This window comes from Methanopyrus sp. SNP6, assembly GCF_002201895.1.
GTDB lineage: Archaea > JAADCQ01 > Methanopyri > Methanopyrales > Methanopyraceae > Methanopyrus.
Genome location: NZ_CP019436.1, coordinates 46513 through 69161 on the forward strand (window position 1 = coordinate 46513; position 22649 = coordinate 69161).

Below are 22649 nucleotides of genomic sequence, written 5' to 3' on the forward strand. Positions count from 1 at the left end.
GACTTCTCTTTCAATTAAGAGCACTTCCCATGTGCGTCGGTAATTTTAAGAAAAGATCTAAGTTGGTGATGATCACTCCTTTCACTAACCTAGTAACGTGAGTGGAATTTCTCTAACGTGCGATTATCTTATCATTCATCCAGTTAATCAACACCCTCTTCTCGTCTTCGCTCAGTTCTTCGAATCTCTTAACTTCAATGTCTTCGAGGTCTTCGAGATCCTCCAACGGCACCTCTGACCCAGAATCCAAATCGTAGACGCACACTTCTGGGTTCAAGTCTTCACCTTCAAAGGTCTCAACGAAATTCTCATAGATATCCATCGCTTGATCCGGGTGGTTTTGAACCACACGGACGATAGTTCCTGCACCTAGAAGGACAGTGAACGGGTACCCGTCCCTCTCAGATCTTACGGCGCGACCAGCCACGACCGTCAAGTCGTACAGGACGCTTTCCAGCGCCTCTAGTCTAAGGGCGTCGAGAGGGTTATCGTCGAAGACACCTTTCGGTTCCAGCCGGATTTTGTACAGCATTATAGGGACGATAATCGACCTTTGTGCTGCGTAGTTGGAGAGATACGTCCGACATATTATCACGGATTCTATTCCCTGGACGTCGGCTCCGACTAGTCCTTTGAGGATTTCTGCTACTCCTATTCCTCCCCCTGACCCGGCGAACTGCTGCAGATCCTCGATCTTCTGAATCCAATCTGCATCCCGTAACGCCTCGTGAAGCTTTTTAACGAACGACCTCGACCTGTCCAAGACGAGTACCCTATGGTTTCTAGTGTCCAGGCCACGTAGCAGCTTTCCGAGCCTCCACGCATCATTCGACTTTATGTACAGTGGGAGCATATAGAACGTTGCTTTCATCGTCCCATTCCCCTCCGGTTCAAATCACTCAGAGTGGGTCGGTTCTCAGCCACGAGGTATATCGCTGGAAGCTTGAAGTACTCAGGACCCATGAGTAGTTTTAATAGCTGTTCTAAGTTCTTCACGATAGGTGCGAACGTCAAAGTCGGCTTACCTGACTTGCGTGGACTTTTCACTAACACCCACTCTCTAATCCCAGCTTCATCAGATCTTTCTATCAGTTCGTTCAGAAGTGATAAATTCTTTTTAGCATTTAAGTAGTCGGCACGACATTCTTTCTCTACCAGCTCTCGTAGTTCCATTATCCAGTCTTCGAGCTCGTACGTCAACCGTTCGTATAATTCTCGGAATTTTGTCTTCTCCTCCAGTGCTTTCTTCACTTTTCGGATATCGCGGTCCCAATCAACGACACTCCACATGTGAGATTGGTCTAAGGCTAGGTCGTCTAATTCCCTTTCCAGTGTGCGCGATCCGACGTATACGTACCCTGGGACCTCGACCACGAGCGTCCCGGGTAGCACGTGTGCGTCGTCCAATATCACCAGAGATCCTTCTAGCGCTTTTTCCCAGTCTTTTTCAGAAATGAAAGGTTCCTTATCCAACGCTTGGCGTGCACGACGGTGCGACGCGTACAGGAACGGAACCGACATCAGCTTCCTGAAAGAAATACAGATTATCCTTTTCGGGTCGCATAGCTGGTCGATAATGGGGCAGTCCCTGCATGAATCCCACGGAGCGAACCCGTTGATGAACGGGTTCCCTTTGTACATGGCTTCACGGACTTTCTCCCGCAACTTCTCGTCGTTTTTAAGCACCCCCAATAGTGGACCTTCCGTTCTGTAGAACCACGGATAACACTTAGGCTCATCCTGGGCGGAACCCGCGTGCATCATGACATTGATGAGCTCCTCCTGCTCCAGTTCATCACCCAGGAGCTCCGGCAGCTTGACCTTGCATTCGTCGTAGTCCTCCACCCTGCGCCAAAGGTCGACACTGAGGTCCCATTCCCTGAACTTCTTGTACTCCCGCTCAGCCAGGTCCGGTGACGGAACGGAATAGAACACCCTTCCCCTGTACTCCCTTGCCACCCTTCGCAGCAACCAGGTTTTACCCGACCCGGGTCGCGTTGTAAGCACGGCAACGTTATCATGTTCCAACTGATCTCGGACGTCTTCCAACATCTCGTACTGCGGACCTCTCAGATCGTACTCCTCCTCTACAGCGTCTAGAGCGTCGAACAGGACATCCTTACCACCCTCGCGGCTCAACGCGCCGCCCCCTCCACGACCCCAAGCACCGCCGGTTCGTCGCCCACGGTCACCAGGAACCGGTCGCCGGGTTCCACAACTACCTCACGGTCCAGCTCCAAGACGACGTGTGCCACGTTGTGACCCTCGGCGTAGGGTCGTATCACTTCCGTTCCTGCGTGCGTCTCGACTTCCACGAACTCGACGTTCGCGGCCGCTGAGAGCACGTGTACCTTCCCCATCGTCCCGGGCCGAACCTTGGCGCCTATCGAGAGGACTTCCGCCCTTATCCCGTCGGAGGTCGATAATCCTTCCCCGAGGCACATCCCACGTGTGATCGAGCCCTCCACCTTCAGCCTAGCCTTGAACGGTGATCCCGGTCTGAATCCGCCCGCCGACTCCACCTCCAACACTTCCGCGTTCAGCCCACCCGGCTGAACTTCGACCCACCCTTCCTCCAGCGTACCTCGATCCACTACTCCGAACACATCAACGGTCGTCTCACCCACCCTCCGCGTGGATTCCACCGGAGCCCGCAGCGAGTCCGATTCGGACGGTCGAGGTGGTTCTTCCAGCTCGGCCAGCGCGTCGAGCAGCTCTTCCGCCCCTTCCCCGGTCTTTGCGGACACCAGGACCGGTTCTCTGACAGTTTCCACCCCGAGCAGCTCCAAAAGATCCATCACCTCGTCCGCGACCTCGGATACCCGGTTACGGTCCACCAGGTCCACCTTGTTCACGACCGGTAGTACCCTCGCCCCGTAGAATGAGACCACGAGCGCGTGGTCGATCGTCCCTGGACACGGTCCCTCGTCGGCCGCGACCACTAGAATCGCGTAGTCCGCGCTCCATGCGGACGTCAGCATGTTACGGATGTAGTCGCGGTGACCCGGCACGTCCACGAACGAGATCGTGGTGTCACGGAACTCCAGGAACGCGCGTGCGGGTTCTATTGTGACACCCATTTCCCGCTCATGGGGCAGCCTATCCAGCCATTCACCGGTCAACGCTTTCACGAGCGTAGTCTTCCCGTGGTTGAAATGTCCGCAGACGACTACGTTGACTACATTCACATCGCCACCCTCCAGCCGCTCCGCGCTCGCTTCCGTGCGGTTAGCTCCGGGGATCACCTCCTATTTATTCACCACCCCCTAGGATCCGGTTCGTAACGCTTCGCCCACCATACGGCTAGGAAGAAGCTCACGAGTAACGTCAGTGCCAGCAACCACCTCGGGAAGTAGGATGTCGGGGTCGCCTGATACTCCCGCGTCAGCACTCTCCCGCTCATCGCGACGGTCGACCCGACACCCTTTCCGGTTCCGGCGACTTTATCCGCAACACCTTCTAGGGACACTCCTACCCCGGTGTGCCCCAACGACTTCGGACTTACCCCAGTCCCAGTCGCCATCGCGACACGCGAGACTGTGGCCACAACCTGGGAAATCACAGGTGTCATATGAACCGCAGTTGTCACATGGACGGTTGGTCTGAGCACCGGACGCGTCATCGGCGCGGTCCTGGATACCGGGGTAGCAGTCTCTACCGCCATCCTCTCGACGATTCCGGACTGGAAGGCGCAGAGTTCTGGGCAACAGCAGGCCACTGAAGCGATCCAGGATAACGCCTCTCGCGGGTAGGGGATGCTCAGATCGGTCGAGATTCTGACGAGCGAGAACGCGGCCGAAGCTAGGGCCGTCGGCACCGACGCTAACCAGTCTGCGTTGGCTTTGACTATGGACCAGACGGTCGGGAGGACAGTTGCGAAGTCGCGCCGCCCTACCGCGACGTACCCGAGGGTCGCGAACCGCTTGAGCGAGCGCAACAGGTATAGGGCGCCCGAAGCACCGAACCGACGGAGTCCGGTGGTAAAGCTCCTGTTATACAACGTCCTAAGCAGACTCCGCATGAGATACGCCCGAGTTGTGACCAACGGACCCGAACCACGATCGATCTTCCTCGCCGTCACTCTCAAGTCGTTCACAGCGCGGAGGAGGGCCTCACTCCACCCGACGAGCCTCGCGAGGCGGCCCGCACCCTTGGCAACGTTCCAGCCAGGTTTGAAGGCGCCGAGGTCGACCTTCGAGACGTCGAGCGTCCACCCTCTGACGGAATTCTCACGGAGCAGGTAATCCAGGAGCGCCCTCGCCGACGCCTCGAGGTTGACGGTGCAACCGCAGCAGAAGAGGTTCGAGTAATCGTCGTACGAGTCGAACACCTGCAGGACCGCGTCCGAGGTGACGACAGCCAAGGCTAGTGCGAGCGGACAGTGTAGGAACGGCTGCCGCATTCCCACGAGCTCCGATCGCACATACGGGAGGACTGTGTACGAGAACCCGACGAGCGTCCGGAGCCCTAGGGACTCTACACTGTCACTCGTGTACATGCCGGCCTCGATCATCGGGAGTACCGGCGCTATGAACTCACCCGGACACTGCGTGAAGACCGCGGCGCCTGCCATCACCGGAACGTTATCCCACGTCAGCTCCCCGAGGAGCCAGTCGGGGAGCCTATCCTTCAACGCCTCCCGTAGGACCAAGTATGAGACGGCCCAGTGCAGGAACGGAGCGTTTCGGGACGGTAGAATCCACAGGCCGGTACCGATAGCAACCGACCACAGGAGCTCCGCCAGGTTCCACCCGACCAAGTCTCGAAGACCGACGACGACGTAGTCGTTCAGCTCCTTAAGCCCCTCGTGTAGTTCGTGGAGCGTACCCAGCGGATCGCGCTCCAGCTTCGTCATGACGTCATCGAGGAGCTTCCTGAGGACTTCAGGGACACACCCCCGATCCCGAAGTCTCTCTTTCACCTCCTCCAACGATCTCTCGAGTGCCTCGAGCACGTCTCTTAGAACATCCCATCGCCCCGCACCGTGAGGCCTCGCGGTCGGTGAGAGGTACGAGCGTTCACCGATGGCCAGGGCGACCCACGGTTCCGCCGCGACCACGTCCAGCATGCGGCACATGTTGACCAGCGAGAGCGCGGACGGGCTGATCCCCTGGAACGTCGCCCCCGACACTAGCAATAGGACATCTTTCCTGACCCTGGGTAAATCGAGTACCTCGATTCCCACGATCCGGACCGTCCGGAGATCGAACGTCAACTCACCTACAACGACTACTCTCTCTCCGATGCGTAGGTTCACTGGATACCTGAACGTGACGGTGATGCTCGCGCTCGGATCGTACTCGGATCGGAGGACGATGGTGTGGTCGTTCAGAACCTGCTTCACGATCCCGCTCACGCACGCACTCGTACCTCCGCATACGGTGGGTATTGCGACGAGGTCGGCCACGTCTACGACGTCCTCCTCGCTGTACGATATCACGAGGTCCGAGCACAGCAGGCGCACGTTCTCGGCCTCGAAATCTGGGATACCGAGCACGACGAGCTCCTGGCCCACGCTCACCAGGGTTCCTTCCGGGAGCACGATTTCAACGCGGGCCGTGCCATCGTCCACCACGGCCGTTAGTGACCTGCCTGAGTACCGGACTTCCGTGACCCGACCGCGAACCAGGAGGGTCTGGACGGGTACGTTCGGGTGTCGGACGTGCACGAGCGGTAGTTCCCAAGGGAGGACGCCGATTACCTCACCGGTTAGGTTCGTCCTGCATGAGGTCCGACCCGTCGTCGTGGGAGTATAGCTCCTGAAAGAGGTCTTCACAGGCACGTAACCGAGTAATTCCAGGGCGAGCGCGTACTGGAGGCCGCCAGTGGCTAAATCGGTCGGCCCCATCACCATGATCACACGATCCTCCGTACGCCGGTACAGTTCAGTCGCGACCACCGACGACACGGAGACGGCAGTTTCGTCAGGGAACCTCCGCGTATCGTAAGCGCAGGTATTCCTCCCGGTCGGGGCGACGTAGACGTATCGAAGCGGTGAGCCGCCGAATCCCGGGCGTATGTACTCCGCGTGCAGTGCTTTGAGGAGGTTCTCGATCTCGTACTTAGCACTGAGCAGAAACCTTCTGAGCACTTCGCGGGCCAAGTGTGAGGTCTCGTCGCAGTCCCTCCCTGCCCACACTGCCTCCCAATTTATGCTTATCTTCCTCCACAACGCCCGTCGTAGGGCGAGCTCGACCATGCATTCGAGCGAGTGGAACGGGTCCTCAGGGTCGATCGATGGCAGGCCGTACACGTGTAACCCACACATTCCCGATTCTTCCTCGACCTCCCTTAGGAACTCGTACAATAGACTCGCACACCGGTCAAAGTCCCGCTCGAATTCCTCGAGATCGTTCGCGACTGCCGCGTACAGTCCCGTGGATCGAACTAGTTCGAGAATCGCGTCTCGGAGCGCGGGTGACCGTGACTGCAAGTACTTCTCCAGCGTCTCGATCAATCGCTCTACCTCAGGATCGAATCGGACCTCGTTTCTGGGCGCTGGGAAGTAACCGAGGACGATCGCGCCAAGCCGGCGCCTGGCCGTGACGCAGCCGGTCGGATCCCCCACGTGGTACAAGCAGACGATAGGGGTACCGTCGGATAGGACTATGGGGAATTCCCAGCCGAGTGGAAGGATCGGTTTCAACGGAGTCCACTCGAGGTTACCGCGGCTTCCGATCCTAATTACCGCGTCCGCGTCGAACTTCCGCATGAGGTAGTACCAGAACGCCAGGTAGAGATGAGTGGGCGGGAGCACGACCGTCCGGAGCTCCGCCTCGGACTTCATCCGCAACAGAGGCGGTTCTGGAAGTACGATAATGTTTCCGAATTTCATTCCTGGTATCGGAAACGCGCGAACCCCATCCACGATCCTCAGGAACGGGGATTTCTCGGGCGGACCCCACCCGAAGAGCCCGCCCAGCTCGTCCAACCGATCACTCCACTCCTCCCACAACCCGTCCAACTCGCGCAGCACGTCCTCCTTGTCCAGCTGGCGACCTAACGCGATATCGACGAGCAGGTCTGTCACCTCCGCGAAGACATCCCGTAACCTATCCACCAGAGCCTTTCGGGCCTCATCATCGAGATCCAACAGGTTCAGGCACGAGATCGCGGTGTCCATCAGCGCCTTCATCCTTACCCGGAGGAACTCGAGGTGGCGTTTGTCGGGAGGTAATTCCCCGTGGTCAGCCCGCTCGACGAGATACCTGAGGTATCCTAGTATCCCCCGTTCTACGTACAGTCGAGTGGGTTCGGGGAGAGAGTGATACCACTCGAGGTATTCGTCGAGGGTAACCTTGTCGAGGAGTAGTAACTCGACCTCGTGCGCCCGACCACTCATTCGCTCGACAAACCGGTTTAGACCGGTGTGGAGGGGCGGGGTCCTCACGTACGGGCCCACGTGATAAGCTTTGGACAAGTACTCACGATAGAATTGGTCCGATAGCCCTAGCAGCACATTCATTGCATCACGGAAGATCTCGACTGCCCGACGGAAATCACCTAGCTCGAGAAGTTCCCACGCCTCTCGGTCCAACTCGACAACCCGGTGTAGCACCTCGTCCCACGGTGTGCGGACCGAGTACCTATTCTCGCGCAGCCAAGCCAGGATGTGTAACACGCTCGCGGGCACGTCCAATTGATCAGCTACCGCTACGAAGTCCCGACCGAAGGTGTCGACGCCGTACACCAATGCCACTCTCTTCTCACGGTTGGGAGCCTCACGCAACCGGCGGAGCTTCTCGACTAGGCGGACGACGGCGTCGATCGTTTCCTCGACCGCGCTACCGCTGATTCGGAGTACTCCACCTGGGACGTGTCGGGCGAGCCCCGGTGGTAACCTGACAACGCGCGATGTCCCGACGAGGAACGGACCTAGGAAGCCGAGGTTCTCCGGTACGATCACGTTGAACACCATGTAATGGTCGGCAGCGCGCTCGGACATGTACAGGCATTCCCACTGCAGCTTAGTCATGCCCATGTGGTTGCTATCCAAGCCGATCACCGGGACGTTCAGCCGCTCGAACAGTCTCACGAGCCGGCTGTCGGGACCGTAGTACCGCATCATACTGTGGTTGACAGCCCACATGATACATACAGTATGCTCTTCCTCGATTAGCGGCTCCAGTGCCTTGAGAAGTTCTTCGGGTAGCATGTACAGGATGTCGTAGTGCAGGGCGATGGGCACCACGTTGTACCCGCGTTCGTGGAGCTTCCCTGCAAGCACCTTCAACCAGTCGAGGTAGCCGAGGTGTCGGCCCAAGAGGTTGGCCGAGTCGAAGACGACGAACACTGTCGGGGCTCTCGAGGAGTAGAAACCTTTCGACTCACCCAGTTTCCGGTAGCGGTCGAAGATCTCGTGAAGCCTGGGAAGGACCTCGCCGCGGATCAGCTCCACGAACCACCGTGGGTACACGGTGATACCGTGGTAGCTGGATAGTACCTCGCCGTGTGGGAACTCGCGCTGGTACCTCAGGATCACGATCGGATCGACGGGATGGTCGTAGGAGACCACGGTATCAGTGAGCGGGTCGTACAGGGACAGCAAACCGTCGAGGTAGAACGCTCTGGGTGGTTCTCCACTTCCCACGTACCTGAAGAACTGAACCAGGTTACGCTCGGAGAGCGTAGTTAGGAACATGTAAAGTGGGATCTCGGTGCCCCCTACGTCCACCGTGCGGTCCACCAGCGGTACCATTTCGGCCTTGGCCGAACCGATCGGGATGTTGATGTCGTTCTGATACACATAGAATGGGACACCGCGCGACAGGGCCTCAGCTAGAGCCGCGTACTCCGGCGCCGAGTACGGGTCCAACACCGTCAGTCCTGACGATCGATATAGTATCACGGCCGAAGCGTTCCGGATGCGCTCGCAGGTTTCTTCCCTCACCTCCTCGAGGTTCGCACCTACGATGAGGGAGTCGTACGAACGCGGGTCGATGGCGAGGAAGTCCACTCCGGACTTCGATAACGGTTCTATGAACTGACCGGCGTAACGTGAGATAACTACCACCTCACCGCAAGAAACCGGTACGAACGAAGTAAAGGCTGTGATGAGTAATAGCGAGAGAATTAGGGGGGGACACGGCACCGGAAGAACCCCCCTCAGCGGCGTCGGGTTAGGAGCGACGCTGCGAGGGCCAGTGCCAGGACCCCTGGAGCCACTGGGAAGCGTTTCCGCTCGGTGATACCCTTGACGCCCAGTTTCTCGGCCAACGCGAAGGCTGCCAGCGCGTACGAGGTCGCCAGCGTCTGGCTCCGGTAGCGCAGCTCCGGGCTCCAGACGCTCCGGATGAAATACCAGTAGAACGGTAACCTCAGTCGCTTGGCCCTCAGGTACTGGTCGTGCAGCACCTCAAGTGCTTTCACGATAGCCTCGTGGTTCGGGTCGATGAGACCCAACTTCGCGCACCTGAGCAGCGCGACCAGCGCGGAGGCCGTGCTACCGTAGTCCGGCGGGTACTCGGTCAGCGGGCCGCGACCCCACATGCCGGACTCCTGGTCCCGAAGAGATAGCAGGTAGTCGATAGCTTTCTTGAGCGCGTTCTTCACGCGCTCTACTAATCCCTTCAGCTCGTCTTCCTTGCCCGCCCGCTGCACGGCTTCGAGCCAATCGCAGAGGGCGATCACAGCACGACAGTGTCCGGTCGTGTACAGCGGGTACGGGCAACCTGTATCCCTCGGGTCGGTGTAGAAGTTACCCTTCTCGTCCTGGTTGTTCAGGAACCACTCGACGACCTTCAAGACCAGATCGTCGTCCGGAGGCGTTCCGGCCGCCAGCAGCGTCCGGAAGCAGTACGATGTCACGTCCGTGATACCGTGAGCACCACCCGGACGGTCCGGGTAGTCTATCCAGCAACAGCCCTTATCCTCCTTCTGCAGGTTCGGACCCTCACGGAGCCATCTGATCACCTTCTCTAGGAACGGCTTGTACTCGTTCCACTCGTCGTCCGGAACGATGCCCGCCTGTCTGGCCCGGAAGAACGGCAGTGCGAACTTCGCTGTCAATCCCGCGCTAGGGATTTCTTTACCGTCTTTTATTCTGACCCAGTACGCCCACTTCCCGTTGGGATCTTCCTTGCGCTGGTACTTACCCTTCACGTTCCACATATACCGGAGGGCCTTCAGGATCATGTCCTTGTCGATGGGGTACCCGGCCTCGACGGCCGTCAGTAGGGTGTCCATGACCACGTACGTGTGCAGGTTCGGCAGGCAGTAGTACGTGACGTCCGACTTGTACGACATCGGGAACGCGCCGACGTCTTCCGGCTTGACCTGGTACGTGGCCTTCTGTCCGCTCCTATCCTTGTACTCGATGATTTTTCCCACGTCGTCCTCAGTGTACTGCTGCCCCTTCAACCAGTCGTGAGCGGCCCTGGCGCACTCCTGGATCTGCTCGGCCGTGATGGCGGATCCCGGAGCGGTCGATAGACCAGCAGCGACGAGGGCGAGTACTAACGGCCTAAGGATTCCCATCGCGGTATTACCCCCGCCCGCCCCCATGTTATTACAAAATAAATTTTGCTGGTCTATGTTCTACTTCGTGCTAACCTCCATATGACTCCCACCACTATAAGTGATAGTAGTATCACCGCGGGAACGGCGTCCAGGCTCGGGTGACTGGACACCTCGAAGACATCAGCGGGAACTACCGGCACACGTATGGTATCCGCAGCATATCCGGCCGCGACCGCGCAGAGGGTGATTCCGACCAGGTAAGCCGCGACGATCCTCCATCCCAGGAATCGTAGGATAACGGACAGCGTGGCTACATTGGTCCCAGGGCCGGCCACGGTGAACGTCAGCATCGAGCCTATGGAGGCTCCCTTCGCCACCAGCGAGGCTGCTATGGGGATCGCGGCGACCGAACACACGTAGAGCGGTAGACCTATCAGGGCGGCGAGAATAGACCCGAGGAGACCCTTGAGGTATCGTACCGTCGGACTCGGTACCAACAGTTCCAGCAGGACTGAAGCTACAAGTCCTATCAGAAGCCACGGCCCTACGGTGCCCGATAGCTCCAGAAGCTCACGTGGGAAATCCTTGAAGGAACGCCCTCGGCAGCATGGTCCGTGTTCTCCGCACAATGGGAGTTCTTCCGCCTCTTCGCTTCGGTCCTTCAGGGCGAGCTCGGCCATATAACCGACCACTACGGCCGCAACTACCGCGGTCAGCACCTTAGCCGCCATGAAGTACGGCCCGAGCAGCGCGTAGGCCAACAACAGGGAGTTCACGTCGGTTTGCGGGGTAGCTACGATGAAGGCGATGACTGGGCCTACACCGGCCCCACGGTTCTTGGCCGCTATCGCGAGCGGGAGGACCGAACACGAGCAGAGGGGAAGCGGAACTCCGAGAAGCGTTGCAATTATGCAAGCCTTGAGGCCACCACGCAGATGACGGGCGAGGTAGTGTTCAGGAACCATAGATTGTAGTGCAGCTCCTAACACGAGACCGATGAGCAGGTACGGAGAAATCTCCGTTAAAAAGCCCACGAACGCGTTTAGGGGATCCAAGTGCCGTCCCCCGACAGCCAGTGGTTCTGGAGTGCACATATACTAAAAAGACGAATGTGGGTGAGGTGTGGGATTCGTTACGATAACTGTAACAATGGCGGGGGCGGGGAGGGGGTTACTCCTCCACTATGGTCTCTTCGACCTCCATCCCGAAGTGACGGCCCTTACCTTCTTCGGTCTCCACGTATGCGAGCACCTTGTCGCCTGGTTTGAGATCGACTACGGATACAGGCTCGCCGTCCTCACGTACCAGGTGAATGGTTTCGGCGTTCTGGACTATAGTTTGAATCTCCAAACCTTCGTACTCAGCGCGGATTAGCATTAGCGGTCTCCGTTCGATCTTCAGTCGGCCCACTACCGCGGTCCTTGTACGTCCCTCCGTGTCGACTATCAGCACCTCATCGCCGGGTCTCAGCTCGGCCAGGTACTTCGTCTTCCCGCCGGGCACACGGATGTAGGCGTGGACCGGACCGGCGTTCACCCGGAAAGGTCGCGGCTCGACGTACGGGTTCTCGAGGCTCTCGCTGTGGATGAGGAACATCCCGCGAGATGTCGACCCTACGAGCATCCCTTCACCCTCGGACATGAGCGAGCAGGTGTCCACGCAAACCCTGTCGCCCTTACCTATCGGTTTGACCTCCTTCACCTCGACCGCGACGAGCTCGAACCGCTCCGCCGCGGCCCGCTCCGCGATCTCCGCGGTTTTCTTGATCTCTGACGGATCGATCCGCTCCGCGTCGAGCAGGACACCATCCGAACCCACATCGAGCGTCTCGAAAGCTATACGTGCCTCCTCGGTATCCCGAGCCCCGGCGATGAGCTGTGTCTTCTCACTCTGGAGTTCCGCGATGAGGTTCTCCAGCGGGATGATTTTCCAATCACGACCGATCGCGATCACGTAGTCGGGTCCCACGTTCTTCGCTATCTCCACGGCGAAGCGCTCATAAGGCTTGTCCATAATCTCTACGTACTCGGCGACCTCGAACCCGCGATCCCGCGCCTTCTCGATGAGCGCGGCGTCGATGGACTCGGATACGTCGTCCGGCAGGTCGATGGACCCGTCTCCCTCACCACCTTTGCCAACAATCACCACGTCGGCGTCGATGGCATCCAGCTCCTCGAGAGCTAGGTCGGGGGAACCTGGGTCCGGCATCAGCGGCACCGCGACCTTAACGTTTCCGAGCTCTTTCACGCGCTCTACGTCCTCGGGAAGGCAAACTATCACGTCAACACCGGCCTCGATCGATTCCGTGACGTAGGGCTTTTTCTCGTCCCACTCTCCTTCGAATGCCACCGAGACCCAAACCTGCTTGGTCTGCATCTCGACTTACACCCGCTCCAGCTCCTTCATCGCCTCTTCCACTTCCGCGTCTTCGTGTATGATCCTCGCGATAGCCCGGGTCATCGCCTCGCGCATGCGTGGAGACTTGTGCGCGAAGATGTTACGACCGATGGCCGCACCGGCCGCTCCCGCCTCGATGGCGCCCTTAACCATCTCGAGGACTTCCTTCGGTGTCTCCGCCTTCGGACCTCCCGCGATCACCACCGGCACCGGACAACCCTTCACGACCTCACGGAAGGAGTCCGAGTCGCCCGTGTAGTTGGTTTTCACGATATCCGCACCGAGCTCGGCTCCCACCCTGGCGGCGTGCTTAACGTACTCTACGTCGAACTCGTCCTCGACCTTCGGACCTCGTGGGTACATCATCGCGACCAGGGGTATACCCCACTCCGAACATCGGGCGGCGATTTCACCCAGCTTCTTGAGCATTTGAGGTTCGTCCTCTGCACCCACGTTCACGTGCACACTGACGGCGTCCGCACCGAGCTTTATGGCCTCCTCCACCCGGGATACCAGGACCTTGTTGTTCGGGTCGGGTCCCAGCTCGGTGCTGGCGGACAGGTGAATGATCAGACCGACGTCTCGTCCGTAACCCCGATGACCCGCTTTGACCATACCCTTGTGGAGGAGGACAGCGTTAGCTCCACCGCGGGCCACGGCGTCGACGGTCTCTTCCAGATCCTCAAGACCCGTGATCGGACCTAGGGTCACCCCGTGGTCCATCGGTACGATTAGAGTGCGTCCGGTCTCGCGGTCCATTATTCGCTCCATCCGGATCTGTTTACCGATATGTACCAATCCGGATCACCCCTCCTCGAGCTTCCGGGCTAAGGACTGGTAGCGTTTGGAAATGTCCTCGAACTCTCGATTGAGCTCGGACAAACGTCGGGATATCTCCGAGATGCGCGCGGGAGCGTCCTCGGTGAGTACGGCCCCCCTCTTCGAGGGGCGTATGATCCCTTCCTCCTCCAACACACGAAGCGAGTACCTAACCTTATGCCATTCCATTCCGGTCACATCCGTTATCCGACCGATCCCGATAGGTTGATGCTCGACCACGACCTCCAGGACCCGGACGTGCCGGCGCAGGGTTTCCATAGCTTCCCTGAGCGACCGCAGCACCCGCGGACCATCCCCTGCTCTGTGCTATCAAGTGTCATGATCGTGACTACTTAAAATTTCCCGTCGACAATTCAAACGGCTTTATCTCCACCCCCATGCCGGCTTTCTCGGCACGTTCGTACGCCAACGCCCCGACAGCCACGTCGAGGATAGCGATCCCTGTGGAGTCAAACACGGTCAACTCCGAGGGATCTACCATTATCTCTCCTCTCACCACGTCCGAGAGTTCGACGAGTTCTTCCGGGTTCAGTTCGTTCCGCTCCACGGGTTGGCTTACGTCCCCTGATTCTACGCACTGCTCGCGGTCATCGACCACGACCACTGCGCGCTTCAACAGCTCGGTCTTCACCTCCTGCTTCTCCGGGGCGTCCGATCCTATGGCGTTCACGTGGACGTCTTCCGGAACGTCCTCAGGGCCTAGGTAAGGCTCGGTGGCTGGAGTGCATGTGCAGACGACGTCGACGTTCAGCTTCGAAAAGTCCGTATCGTCGAGTACCTCGGCGTCGACACCGAGGTCCCGCTCGGCCCATTCGGCGAGCCTCCGGGCCACCTTACACGCCTTGTCGTACACGAACACCGCCTCCAGGTCAAAGACCTCCGCGTGCGTGAGGAGCTGGTACCTCCCTTGCACTCCCGCACCGACTATCCCGATAATCCGCACGTCCTCGGCCAAGTACTTCGATGCCACCGCCCCAGCCGCTCCAGTCCTCAGCGATGTGATCTCCGTCGCGCTGACCAGACAGAGCGGCCTCCCCGTTTCCGGTTCGATCAAGCACATGACAGCCATGACCGTCGGGAGACCGCGATCTGGATTGCCGGGATGTGAGTTTACGATTTTGACGCCGGCCACACCTAGCTCCGGTAAGTAGGCGGGCATCGCCCTGAAGTCGCCACCTTCCAGCGGTACGATAACCTTCGGTGGCATCTCGCACTCGGGCTTGATCCGAAACGTCTCCTCGACACGCTCGACGACTTCTCTCACGTCGAGGAGTGCTCTGACGTGATCTTCCGAAAGGAACAGCATGATGACCCCCGGCAACGTAAAATTCGACCATATCCGGAAATCGTTTTCCGGAGCGCTTTGTTCGAAAGTTCGCGGTGGTTCGGGGGTAGCGCTTCATCAGGTCGTCCGACAGCGTTACTGGACTGCGGTGGCTGGTCCTGTACGTGCTCGGTGTGATTGCGACCAGTGCTCTCGTTTACCATCTGATAGAGGGGTGGTCACTACTAGACTCCCTGTACTTCACGATCACCTTAATGAGCTCTGGTTACGGTGCCCTCACTCCTCGCACAGAGGCAGGTAAACTGTGGACGATGACCGTCACACTGTTGGGCGCCGGCGCTATGGGATGGCTCGTACTCACCGCGGTCGAAATCGGTGTGAGGGGCGGACTCCGTGAGTTCGTACATGATATCAACCAAAGGAGGTGGTTACGGGACGTGAGGGATCACGTCGTCGTGTGCGGATTCGGACGTGTGGGGGCTCAGGCCGCCGGGCGGCTCCGCGCCCACGGGTTCGACGTGGTCGTGGTCGACCAGCAAGGAGCGCGTGGAACGGGCGAGACGCGAGGGATTCCCTACGGTCGAGGGGAACCTTACAGACCGTCGGACGCTGGAGCGTGCGGGTGTGGATAGGGCCAGATTCGTGGTGATCTGTACGGACTCCGACGAGACCAACGTGTACGTGACGCTGTTAGTACGCAAGCTTAACCCCGACGCCCGGGTGATCGCCGTAGCCCGAGATCCGGAGAACGCCGATCTCCTCCCGCACGCGGGGGCCGACGAGGTGGTCGACGCCTACCGGGTCGCGGGCGAGGAGGCCGTGGAGCGTGTGCTGGCCGAACACTCGTTCACGGTGACCGTCAGGCACGATCTCAATGAAGTTGAGAAGGAGTGGCGCGCGATCGTCGAGAACGGCGGCACGATCTTGGACGTACGTTTCCACGTCCCCGAGTCACCAGAACCAATAGTGAAGTAGCTCCCGATAGAGTCGCCCGAGGACCTCCAGCGCCGGAAGGAGCTACTGGAGACCTCGAAGGAGTTCAGGTCGACAGTGGAGGCCCTTCACGAGCTGTGTCGAGGGGTACATTCACATAGGGTGTTCGTCGCGGACCCTGGCGATAAAGAGAGGATCGTTAAGGAACTCGAGAAACTAGGGTTCCTGATCGGTGTCGATATGTCTCACAGGGAAGTGCTGGACCGGGCTTTTCGGAACTAAATCGGCGGTGCCAGTGCCAGCTCCCGTCTCCTTTTGAACGCACCCAGGAGTTCGAAGACGACGACGCCGAGCGCCGTCGCCAAGCCCACACCGGACACCAAGAAACCCGTGGGTCCCACCTCCGAGGATCGTGCGATCGGTGCGAACGACCACGAGATTCCCTTCGGACCCAGAAGCACGTAGGCCTCCAGTCCGTACGATTTTAGCGAGAAAGGGAACATCGCGGGAACGCCGGTCCCTGCCCCTTTCATCCCAGCTAGAGCGTCAGTCACAAGGTGAAATACGTACATAGCCAGGACGAGTCCCGTCCTCAGTCCGGCCGCGTACGCAGTGGCTACCCCCGCTAGCAACGCGACGGGCGAGTGGAGTATCCAACGGTACCGAAGGAGGTGATCGAGGTCGATCGCCACGTTTATTCCGAAGGCGTACACCAGGGACGTGCGGACGGTGTACCCAGCAGCCCGCGCCAGCGCATACGAAGCTGCCACATGGAACACCGGGTCCAATGGGACTCCCCCGAGGGGTTTGTGACTTGTCGGCGATCATGTTCGTCGGTACGGCCTCGAACTCCGGTAAGTCGTTCTTGGCGGCGGTTACGTGCGCCTACCTACGCCAGCATGGCGTGGACGTGGCTCCGTTCAAATCCCAGAACATGTCGCTGAACTCGTGTGTGGCAAAGGAAAACGGGGAGATCGCCGTCGCCCAGGCGTTCCAGGCCGCGATGGCAGGTCAGGAACCCTCGATCCACCATAATCCCGTGCTCCTTAAACCCAAAGGGGAGCTCCGCTCGGAGGTCATCGTCCATGGAAAGCCTATCGGGACGATGTCGTATCGCGAGTACCGGGAAATCGTCTTCGAAGATCCCTGGCAAGCCGTCTTGGAATCCGCCGAAATCCTCTCGGAGGAGCACGAGGTCATCGTCGCCGAGGGTGCAGGGTCGCCCGCGGAGGTCAACGTCCTTGACACCGATATCGCGAACCTTCGGGTAGCCGAAGCCCTGGGTGCGGACGTGATCCTGGTCGCGGACATCAGTAGGGGCGGAGCCTTCGCGGCCGTCTACGGCACGATCGAGCTCTTACCGGAGCGATGGCGACGGTTGGTAAAGGGTTTCCTGTTCAACAAGTTCCTCGGCGATGAGTCCCTCCTCGAGTCTGGGATCAAGGAGTTGGAGCGCCGCCTAGGCGTACGTTACTTCGGAACCGTGCGTCACATCGGGGACTTCTGGATGCCTTGGGAAGACTCGGAGGCACTCGACACCCATTCCCCCGGGCGCGGTTCCGTACGGATCGCGGTCATCAGGCTGCCCCGGATCTCCAACTTCACCGACTTCGAGCCTCTCGCGATGGAGCCGGACGTGAGAGTGGAGTTCGTGGACCCTAGGGACAGCCTCCCTGAGGACGCGGATGCAGTGATCCTCCCTGGAACCCGTACCACTATCTCCGACCTCGAAGAACTTCGGAAACACGGGATGGACGAGGAGGTAGTTCAGGCGGCCGGCGAGGATACGGTGGTGCTCGGGGTGTGCGGAGGATATCAGATGCTCGGCAAAGAGCTCGTCGACGAGTCGGGGAGTGAGCTCAACCCGGGGGAGTCGGTCCCGGGGCTCGGACTTCTCGATGCCGTGACCGTGTTCCCCAGTGACACCGGTAAGGTGACGGTGCGATCGGAGGGAGTCGTGAACCATCCGCACCTCCGCGGCATCCGAGTTGAGGGGTTCGAGATCCATGAGGGGCGTACCTATACCGGCGGCCCACACTTGATCCGTTTACGGTCGGGGTATGGAAACAGAGGATGTCTTCTAGACGGTGCGTATCGCATCGATCGGCCCGTTCTCGGTACCTACTTACACGGGATATTCTTCAACCGACGCTTCCGTCACGAGTTCCTCAGATGGGTATCCGGAGGCAGGTGGAATCCTCCCGAGCGGGACGTAGTTCGGGAGGCGGTGAAGCGGAACCTTCAGGTCGCCCAGGAGATCGTAGAATCGACGGATCTTCCAGAGCTCCTGGGGGAGTAAGGGTGGATTTAGACCGGTTGAAGGTAAGTTCCTTCGAGCGCGTAACTAGGCCTATCGAGCCGAAGGATTCGGGCCTAATCACGGAACGACTTGGGCTACTCCCAGGCCATCGCGTGTTCGAATCGGGTGTCGGATCCGGGTTCCTCACAGCTTCCATAGCCCGGATAGTCTACCCAGATGGTGAAGTAGTCGGGATCGAGATCGACGCCAGGAAGCTCAAGAAGGCTCGGGAGAACCTCGAACAGTTGGGAAAAGTCTACGAGAGGAGCGTGACGTTGAAGCACGGTGACGCTAGGGAGTACCTCGAGGGGTTGGAAGACGAGTTCGATGCGATGGTGTTGGACCTACCCGAGCCCGACCGCGTACTTGAGGTGGGATTAAACGCCATCAAATCGAACGGGAAGGTCGCTGTGTTCTGCCCGTTTTTCGAGCAGGTGAGAGCCGTCTGGCAGATCTTGGAGGATCGGTGCACCTGGTTGGAAGCCGTTGAACTGATCGAGCGAAAACTCCAGGTGGAAAAGCGTGGGATTCGACCCGGCCGTACTCTGGGTCACACGGGGTTCATAGTCTTCGGTAGGGTCTGACTCTCCATACCCACAGGACGGTCCACCGGTTCTCCAGGTCTTTACGGAACGATCAGTCGAGGAACTTCACTTTATCTTCCTAGGGTTTGTGCAGGGCATCACGCCCGCAAGTTCAAGTACTTCATCTTCTTCGAGCGGTTTGGGCATGACACCTTCCGTCTCGAGCATTCTGTGCGCGAGCTCGCGGAACGCCTCGGCCGCGTCCGAGTCCGGGAACTCTCTGATCACAGTACGATACCGAGACTCGGCCTTCCGTACCTCATTCATGTAGGGAAGATCGTAAATCAACTCGGCCCGGATTCGCCGGCAGAACTCCGTCACTACGCTAGAATCTGAGTCACGGGAGCGTCGGTTGTGGACAATCCCCCCGAGTTTCGCACCACCTCGATCTGCGTACTCGGCGATCCCGCGGCAGATGTTGTTAGCGGCGTATAGGGACATTGGTTCGCTGGACGTGACCACGAAAACGGTATCCGCGTAGCCGTGGCGGATCGGTAGGGCGAATCCACCACACACCACGTCGCCGAGTACGTCGAAGATCACCACGTCGACGTCCTCGAACGCCCCACTTCGAGTCAACATCTCGAGGGCCTTCAGCACACCGCGCCCCGCGCATCCGACCCCGGGCTTCGGCCCACCGGACTCGACGCACAAGACCCCGAAATCACCTTCGACGATAACGTCCTCGAGCTCGAGGTCTTCCCCTTTCTTCCGGTACTCGTGCATCACCGTTGGGATTCTACGTCCCGCGAGCGTCAGGGTCGAGTCCGCCTTCGGGTCACACCCTACCAGCATGACCAGATAACCTTCTTCGGCCAAAGCCGCGGCCACGTTCGCCGCGATCGTGGACTTTCCTATCCCACCCTTCCCGTAGACGGCGATCCTTTTCAAGCGCTGTCGCCCCACGATCCGGGGTGAGATGCGTGAGGAAGGAAATCGCAGTGATCTTCGTGATCGCCGTTATAGTCCTCCCGGCGGCCGGATACTACGAGGTCAACTACGGACGTGGTTCGATCGAACGGCCCGCAGTGACTTACGGAGAAACCACATGGAGGACCGAGCGTCCTACCGTGGTAGAACTGTTTAAGGAGGTTGGGGTCGATCCGACTAGGTTCCACAGAACGATCGTGACGGCCGAAGAGACCAACCGAGTAGCGGCGGAGGTCACCGGACATAGATACACTCCATCCCAAATATACAGCTGTGCCGCAGTCACACCTTACGACGAACCACCGCGGCGCTATCAGGAGGTCGATGGGTACCGCATCTACGTGGGCCCCGAGATCACGGTATGTAAACCGGAGACATACGCCGAAGCCCTAGCGTCGATAGGCGCACCTCCTTGCTGCGTGACCATCCGTAGTCCCGTTCAGGCCACGGGCGAGGCGGCTCTCGCCGGAGTGTACAAAGCCATGAGGGAGGCCGGTGTAGAGATCACGGAACGTGACGCTAGATTCTCCCAGGCGGTGCTCGAAGCCGTGAAGGAGGCCGGGGACGATCCTCAAAGGCGAGCTGCGGCCGTAACCGTAGTCGCAGTGTGCGTGTTCCGAGGTGCCGACAATCCGCAGAAGGCGAGGGACGTTCAAAACGAAGTCGAGGACGTCTACGGGGTGAACTTACCGCCCGAAACCGCGGTTCACGCCGCGCAAGCGGCGAAGTTGGCCGAGGAAGGGGCAGAGTATTCCTGGTGGTGGCTCTTCAAGAGACTCCTGACGTACTGGATCTAACCTCCCTGTCCCGAATGACGACACCTTTAGAGTTTCGCGAGGACAATGTGGGCTCAACGGGAGGAAACAAAGAAAAAGTGTTTAAGAGATAGTTTTATGGTGAGTCCCGAGGGGCAACCGATGGCAAAGTACGAGCCGATCATACCGGAGCTCGAGGTGAATCCTGAGGAGGAAGTGAGCAAGATAGCAGAATTCCTCCGGGAGAAGTTCGAGGAGGCTGGTCGGGAGATCGCGGTAGTGGGTTTGAGCGGCGGAGTCGATTCATCTACGACCCTCGGACTTGCGGTCGAGGCGCTGGGTCGCGAGAACGTGGTGACACTGATACTACCGGAGCGTGACACTCCGCGGGAGGACGTTGAAGACGCCGTGGAAGCTGCGGAACGGTTCGGTGTCGAGTACTACGTCCACGACGTCACCGAGGTCCTGCGAGCCTTCGGCACCGGTTCATACGTCCCCTGTCACACGTTCAGCCGTAAGAGCGACGCTAACCTCAAACCACGGGTCCGGATGTGCATACTGTATTATTTCGCGAACAAGCTCGGCGGTCTCGTCCTGGGTACCGGTAACCGTACGGAGTGGCTTACTGGGTACTTCACACTTCACGGAGACGGCGCCTGCGACGTGGCCCCTATCAGGCACCTCTACAAGACGCAGGTTTACATAATAGCAGAGTATCTCGGCGTACCAGAGCGTATTGTGGAGGAGAAGGAACCTTCGGCACGACTCTGGCCTGGCCAGACGGATGAGGGTGAACTCGGGATCGATTACCCTACTCTCGATGCTCTCCTGTACGCGCTCGTCGACGAAGGTTTGAAGATTCGGGAGGCTGTCGACTGGCTCGGGGAGCGTGGGGTAGAGGTGACGGAGAAAGACGCTGAGAAAGTCCTGGACCTTGTGCGAAGTTCCTCGTTCAAGCGACGACCTGCTCCTGGTCTGGACTTGCCAGAGCCCGAGGATCCTGCGATGCCGAGGTGAGAGGGAGTTCGATCTGTATGGAACCACGGAAGGTAGAAGTGGTCCTAGAGTTCGGGTGTGAGTTCGGTGCGCGCCTATGGGTAATCCAGCAGGTGGTCTGCATCTTCGTTTCGTCACTAGTGATACTCATCCTCATCTACCACACGATCCGTGCCGTGCGACGCCACGACCTCGACTGTGCGCTGGCCAGCTTCGGGATGCTCCTACTGATACTGGCCGCCGGCGTGATCACTCCCCTGAATACCCTCCTCCACCTTTATTCCCATCCTCGCATCAAGTGGGGTATCATCCTCTGGACATACATCGGATCCCTAGGAGTGGGGATGGTGACGTTCGGCATTGGTATATTCAACGTTCTCACCAGACGGCCCGCCGCCCCGTTCGGGGGCGAGGAGAGTTGATCGGCGCACTTCTCGCATCTCACAGCTACCCAGCAGCCGTGACCTGGGATATCCTCGCGGAAATAGTAGAGATACTTCCATCTTCGATCAAAATTTCATGCGTGAACCGAGACATTTGGGAGTTCTGCGTCGAGCTTAGGGATCGCGTCGAATTCTCGGAAGTGGAGGAAGTAGATTCCCTCGATGATCCTACCATCGTCGTCGCACTCGCGGAGGAAGAGGCGCACATAGGTCCTAAGGTGCTGCGCACGCGAGTGCGTGGGGTCGTGATAGTTACGGACGATCCCGAGCGGGCGGCGGAAGATTGGCGACTCCCTGCCGTCAGTGCTCGTGAAATTTACGTTCCAGTGGTACGCGTCGGTGGGAACGTGACCGTCCACGTTTACGAGCACGGGGAAGCGTTATGGCGCTTCGGGCTTAGGGAGGGGAGGACCATGCTACCACCCGATTACAAATCGCTCCGCGAACTACTCTGGAACGAGTTCCCCTACGTGAGGACCATAGGCTCACTGGCCCAACGAACGAACTGGCACGAGGTCCTCGTCCGGCTGGCACTGATCGAGGAGTGGATTAAAGGAAACAGATTAGTGTCCGAATTTTTGGATTGGATTCCGAAGAGCACTAAGGTGATCCCCAGAGGCACGTATTCACCCACCGATAGATCATCGGGAGAGGACCTACTAGAAGGCCGGCTGATATTATTCCCGACGTTTTCCTCCGCCTTAAGCGCTCTAACGTGAGGGGGCCCCT

General features: G+C 59.0%; 18 protein-coding genes and 1 pseudogene. 7 read left to right on the forward strand and 12 right to left on the reverse strand.

Annotation, left to right across the window (positions count from 1 at the left end; genetic code table 11):
- Positions 1-112 precede the first annotated feature (112 nt).
- From BW921_RS00250 to BW921_RS00295, 10 genes are all read right to left on the reverse strand, one after another.
- A complete protein-coding gene (locus tag BW921_RS00250; RefSeq protein WP_148688082.1) occupies positions 113-871 on the reverse strand; it encodes a hypothetical protein in 759 nt (252 codons plus the stop codon).
- On the reverse strand, positions 868-2139 hold the full coding sequence (locus BW921_RS00255) for a hypothetical protein (protein ID WP_148688083.1): 1272 nt from the start codon (positions 2137-2139) through the stop codon (positions 868-870). The genes BW921_RS00250 and BW921_RS00255 overlap by 4 nt, the downstream gene beginning before the upstream one ends.
- Positions 2136-3245, reverse strand: coding sequence for a GTP-binding protein (locus tag BW921_RS00260; RefSeq protein WP_148688084.1), 1110 nt, complete (start codon positions 3243-3245; stop codon positions 2136-2138). Before BW921_RS00260 ends, BW921_RS00255 begins: the two co-directional genes overlap by 4 nt.
- 11 nt (positions 3246-3256) lie before the next feature.
- On the reverse strand, positions 3257-9091 hold the full coding sequence (locus BW921_RS00265) for a cobaltochelatase subunit CobN (RefSeq protein ID WP_168168586.1): 5835 nt from the start codon (positions 9089-9091) through the stop codon (positions 3257-3259).
- 14 nt (positions 9092-9105) lie between these two features.
- Positions 9106-10476: a prenyltransferase/squalene oxidase repeat-containing protein gene (locus BW921_RS00270; RefSeq protein WP_148688086.1), complete on the reverse strand. Its 1371-nt coding sequence runs from the start codon at positions 10474-10476 to the stop codon at positions 9106-9108.
- Positions 10477-10529: 53 nt separating this feature from the next.
- Positions 10530-11513, reverse strand: a complete 984-nt coding sequence (locus BW921_RS00275; protein WP_168168587.1) for a permease — start codon at positions 11511-11513, stop codon at positions 10530-10532.
- A 115-nt stretch (positions 11514-11628) separates the two neighbouring features.
- Complete coding sequence (locus BW921_RS00280) at positions 11629-12834, reverse strand: 3-dehydroquinate synthase II (protein WP_148688088.1); 1206 nt, start codon at positions 12832-12834, stop codon at positions 11629-11631.
- A 6-nt stretch (positions 12835-12840) separates the two neighbouring features.
- Positions 12841-13653, reverse strand: coding sequence for a 2-amino-3,7-dideoxy-D-threo-hept-6-ulosonate synthase (locus BW921_RS00285; RefSeq protein WP_088336372.1), 813 nt, complete (start codon positions 13651-13653; stop codon positions 12841-12843).
- A 6-nt stretch (positions 13654-13659) separates the two neighbouring features.
- Positions 13660-13977: a hypothetical protein gene (locus tag BW921_RS00290; protein ID WP_210400465.1), complete on the reverse strand. Its 318-nt coding sequence runs from the start codon at positions 13975-13977 to the stop codon at positions 13660-13662.
- Between the two features lie 46 nt (positions 13978-14023).
- Positions 14024-15001 carry an ornithine cyclodeaminase family protein gene (locus tag BW921_RS00295; RefSeq protein WP_168168588.1) on the reverse strand — a complete coding sequence of 326 codons (978 nt, stop codon included), beginning with the start codon at positions 14999-15001 and terminating at the stop codon, positions 14024-14026.
- Positions 15002-15153: 152 nt separating this feature from the next.
- Here BW921_RS00295 and BW921_RS08025 point away from each other — a divergent pair.
- Positions 15154-16195 (forward strand): annotated as a pseudogene (locus tag BW921_RS08025) (NAD-binding protein); the annotation flags it as partial.
- Here BW921_RS08025 and BW921_RS00315 read toward each other — a convergent pair.
- The gene (locus tag BW921_RS00315) at positions 16192-16701 is read right to left on the reverse strand and encodes a hypothetical protein (protein WP_148688093.1); all 510 of its coding nucleotides are present in this window, start codon (positions 16699-16701) and stop codon (positions 16192-16194) included. The pseudogene BW921_RS08025 and the gene BW921_RS00315 sit on opposite strands and share 4 nt — an antisense overlap.
- 26 nt (positions 16702-16727) lie before the next feature.
- On the opposite strand from BW921_RS00315, the gene BW921_RS00320 reads away from it, so the two are divergent.
- Together BW921_RS00320 and BW921_RS00325 are read left to right on the forward strand one after the other, a co-directional pair.
- Positions 16728-18212, forward strand: a complete 1485-nt coding sequence (locus BW921_RS00320; RefSeq protein WP_168168591.1) for a cobyric acid synthase — start codon at positions 16728-16730, stop codon at positions 18210-18212.
- A 2-nt stretch (positions 18213-18214) separates the two neighbouring features.
- Positions 18215-18796 carry a methyltransferase domain-containing protein gene (locus BW921_RS00325; RefSeq protein ID WP_168168592.1) on the forward strand — a complete coding sequence of 194 codons (582 nt, stop codon included), beginning with the start codon at positions 18215-18217 and terminating at the stop codon, positions 18794-18796.
- A gap of 66 nt (positions 18797-18862) precedes the next feature.
- Here the strand turns inward: BW921_RS00325 and BW921_RS00330 are convergent, their stop codons facing one another.
- A complete protein-coding gene (locus tag BW921_RS00330; protein ID WP_148688096.1) occupies positions 18863-19687 on the reverse strand; it encodes a P-loop NTPase in 825 nt (274 codons plus the stop codon).
- A gap of 32 nt (positions 19688-19719) precedes the next feature.
- Between BW921_RS00330 and BW921_RS00335 the strand changes: the two genes are divergently transcribed.
- From BW921_RS00335 to BW921_RS00350, 4 genes are all read left to right on the forward strand, one after another.
- Positions 19720-20523, forward strand: coding sequence for a DUF1002 domain-containing protein (locus tag BW921_RS00335; protein WP_168168593.1), 804 nt, complete (start codon positions 19720-19722; stop codon positions 20521-20523).
- A 120-nt stretch (positions 20524-20643) separates the two neighbouring features.
- Entirely contained in the window at positions 20644-21498 is an 855-nt protein-coding gene (locus tag BW921_RS00340) for an NAD+ synthase (RefSeq protein ID WP_148688098.1), read from the forward strand.
- 17 nt (positions 21499-21515) lie between these two features.
- Positions 21516-21899 carry a hypothetical protein gene (locus BW921_RS00345; protein WP_148688099.1) on the forward strand — a complete coding sequence of 128 codons (384 nt, stop codon included), beginning with the start codon at positions 21516-21518 and terminating at the stop codon, positions 21897-21899.
- Positions 21896-22639, forward strand: a complete 744-nt coding sequence (locus BW921_RS00350) for a hypothetical protein (RefSeq protein WP_148688100.1) — start codon at positions 21896-21898, stop codon at positions 22637-22639. The genes BW921_RS00345 and BW921_RS00350 overlap by 4 nt, the downstream gene beginning before the upstream one ends.
- The last annotated feature ends 10 nt before the right edge of the window (positions 22640-22649 follow it).

Coding starts and splice junctions, on each gene's coding strand:
- BW921_RS00250 (WP_148688082.1), bottom strand. CDS start 871: ATGAAAGCAACGTTCTATATGCTCCCACTGTACATAAAGTCGAATGAT.
- BW921_RS00270 (WP_148688086.1), bottom strand. CDS start 10,476: ATGGGAATCCTTAGGCCGTTAGTACTCGCCCTCGTCGCTGCTGGTCTA.
- BW921_RS00280 (WP_148688088.1), bottom strand. CDS start 12,834: ATGCAGACCAAGCAGGTTTGGGTCTCGGTGGCATTCGAAGGAGAGTGG.
- BW921_RS00295 (WP_168168588.1), bottom strand. CDS start 15,001: ATGCTGTTCCTTTCGGAAGATCACGTCAGAGCACTCCTCGACGTGAGA.
- BW921_RS00340 (WP_148688098.1), top strand. CDS start 20,644: ATGGCAAAGTACGAGCCGATCATACCGGAGCTCGAGGTGAATCCTGAG.
- BW921_RS00345 (WP_148688099.1), top strand. CDS start 21,516: ATGGAACCACGGAAGGTAGAAGTGGTCCTAGAGTTCGGGTGTGAGTTC.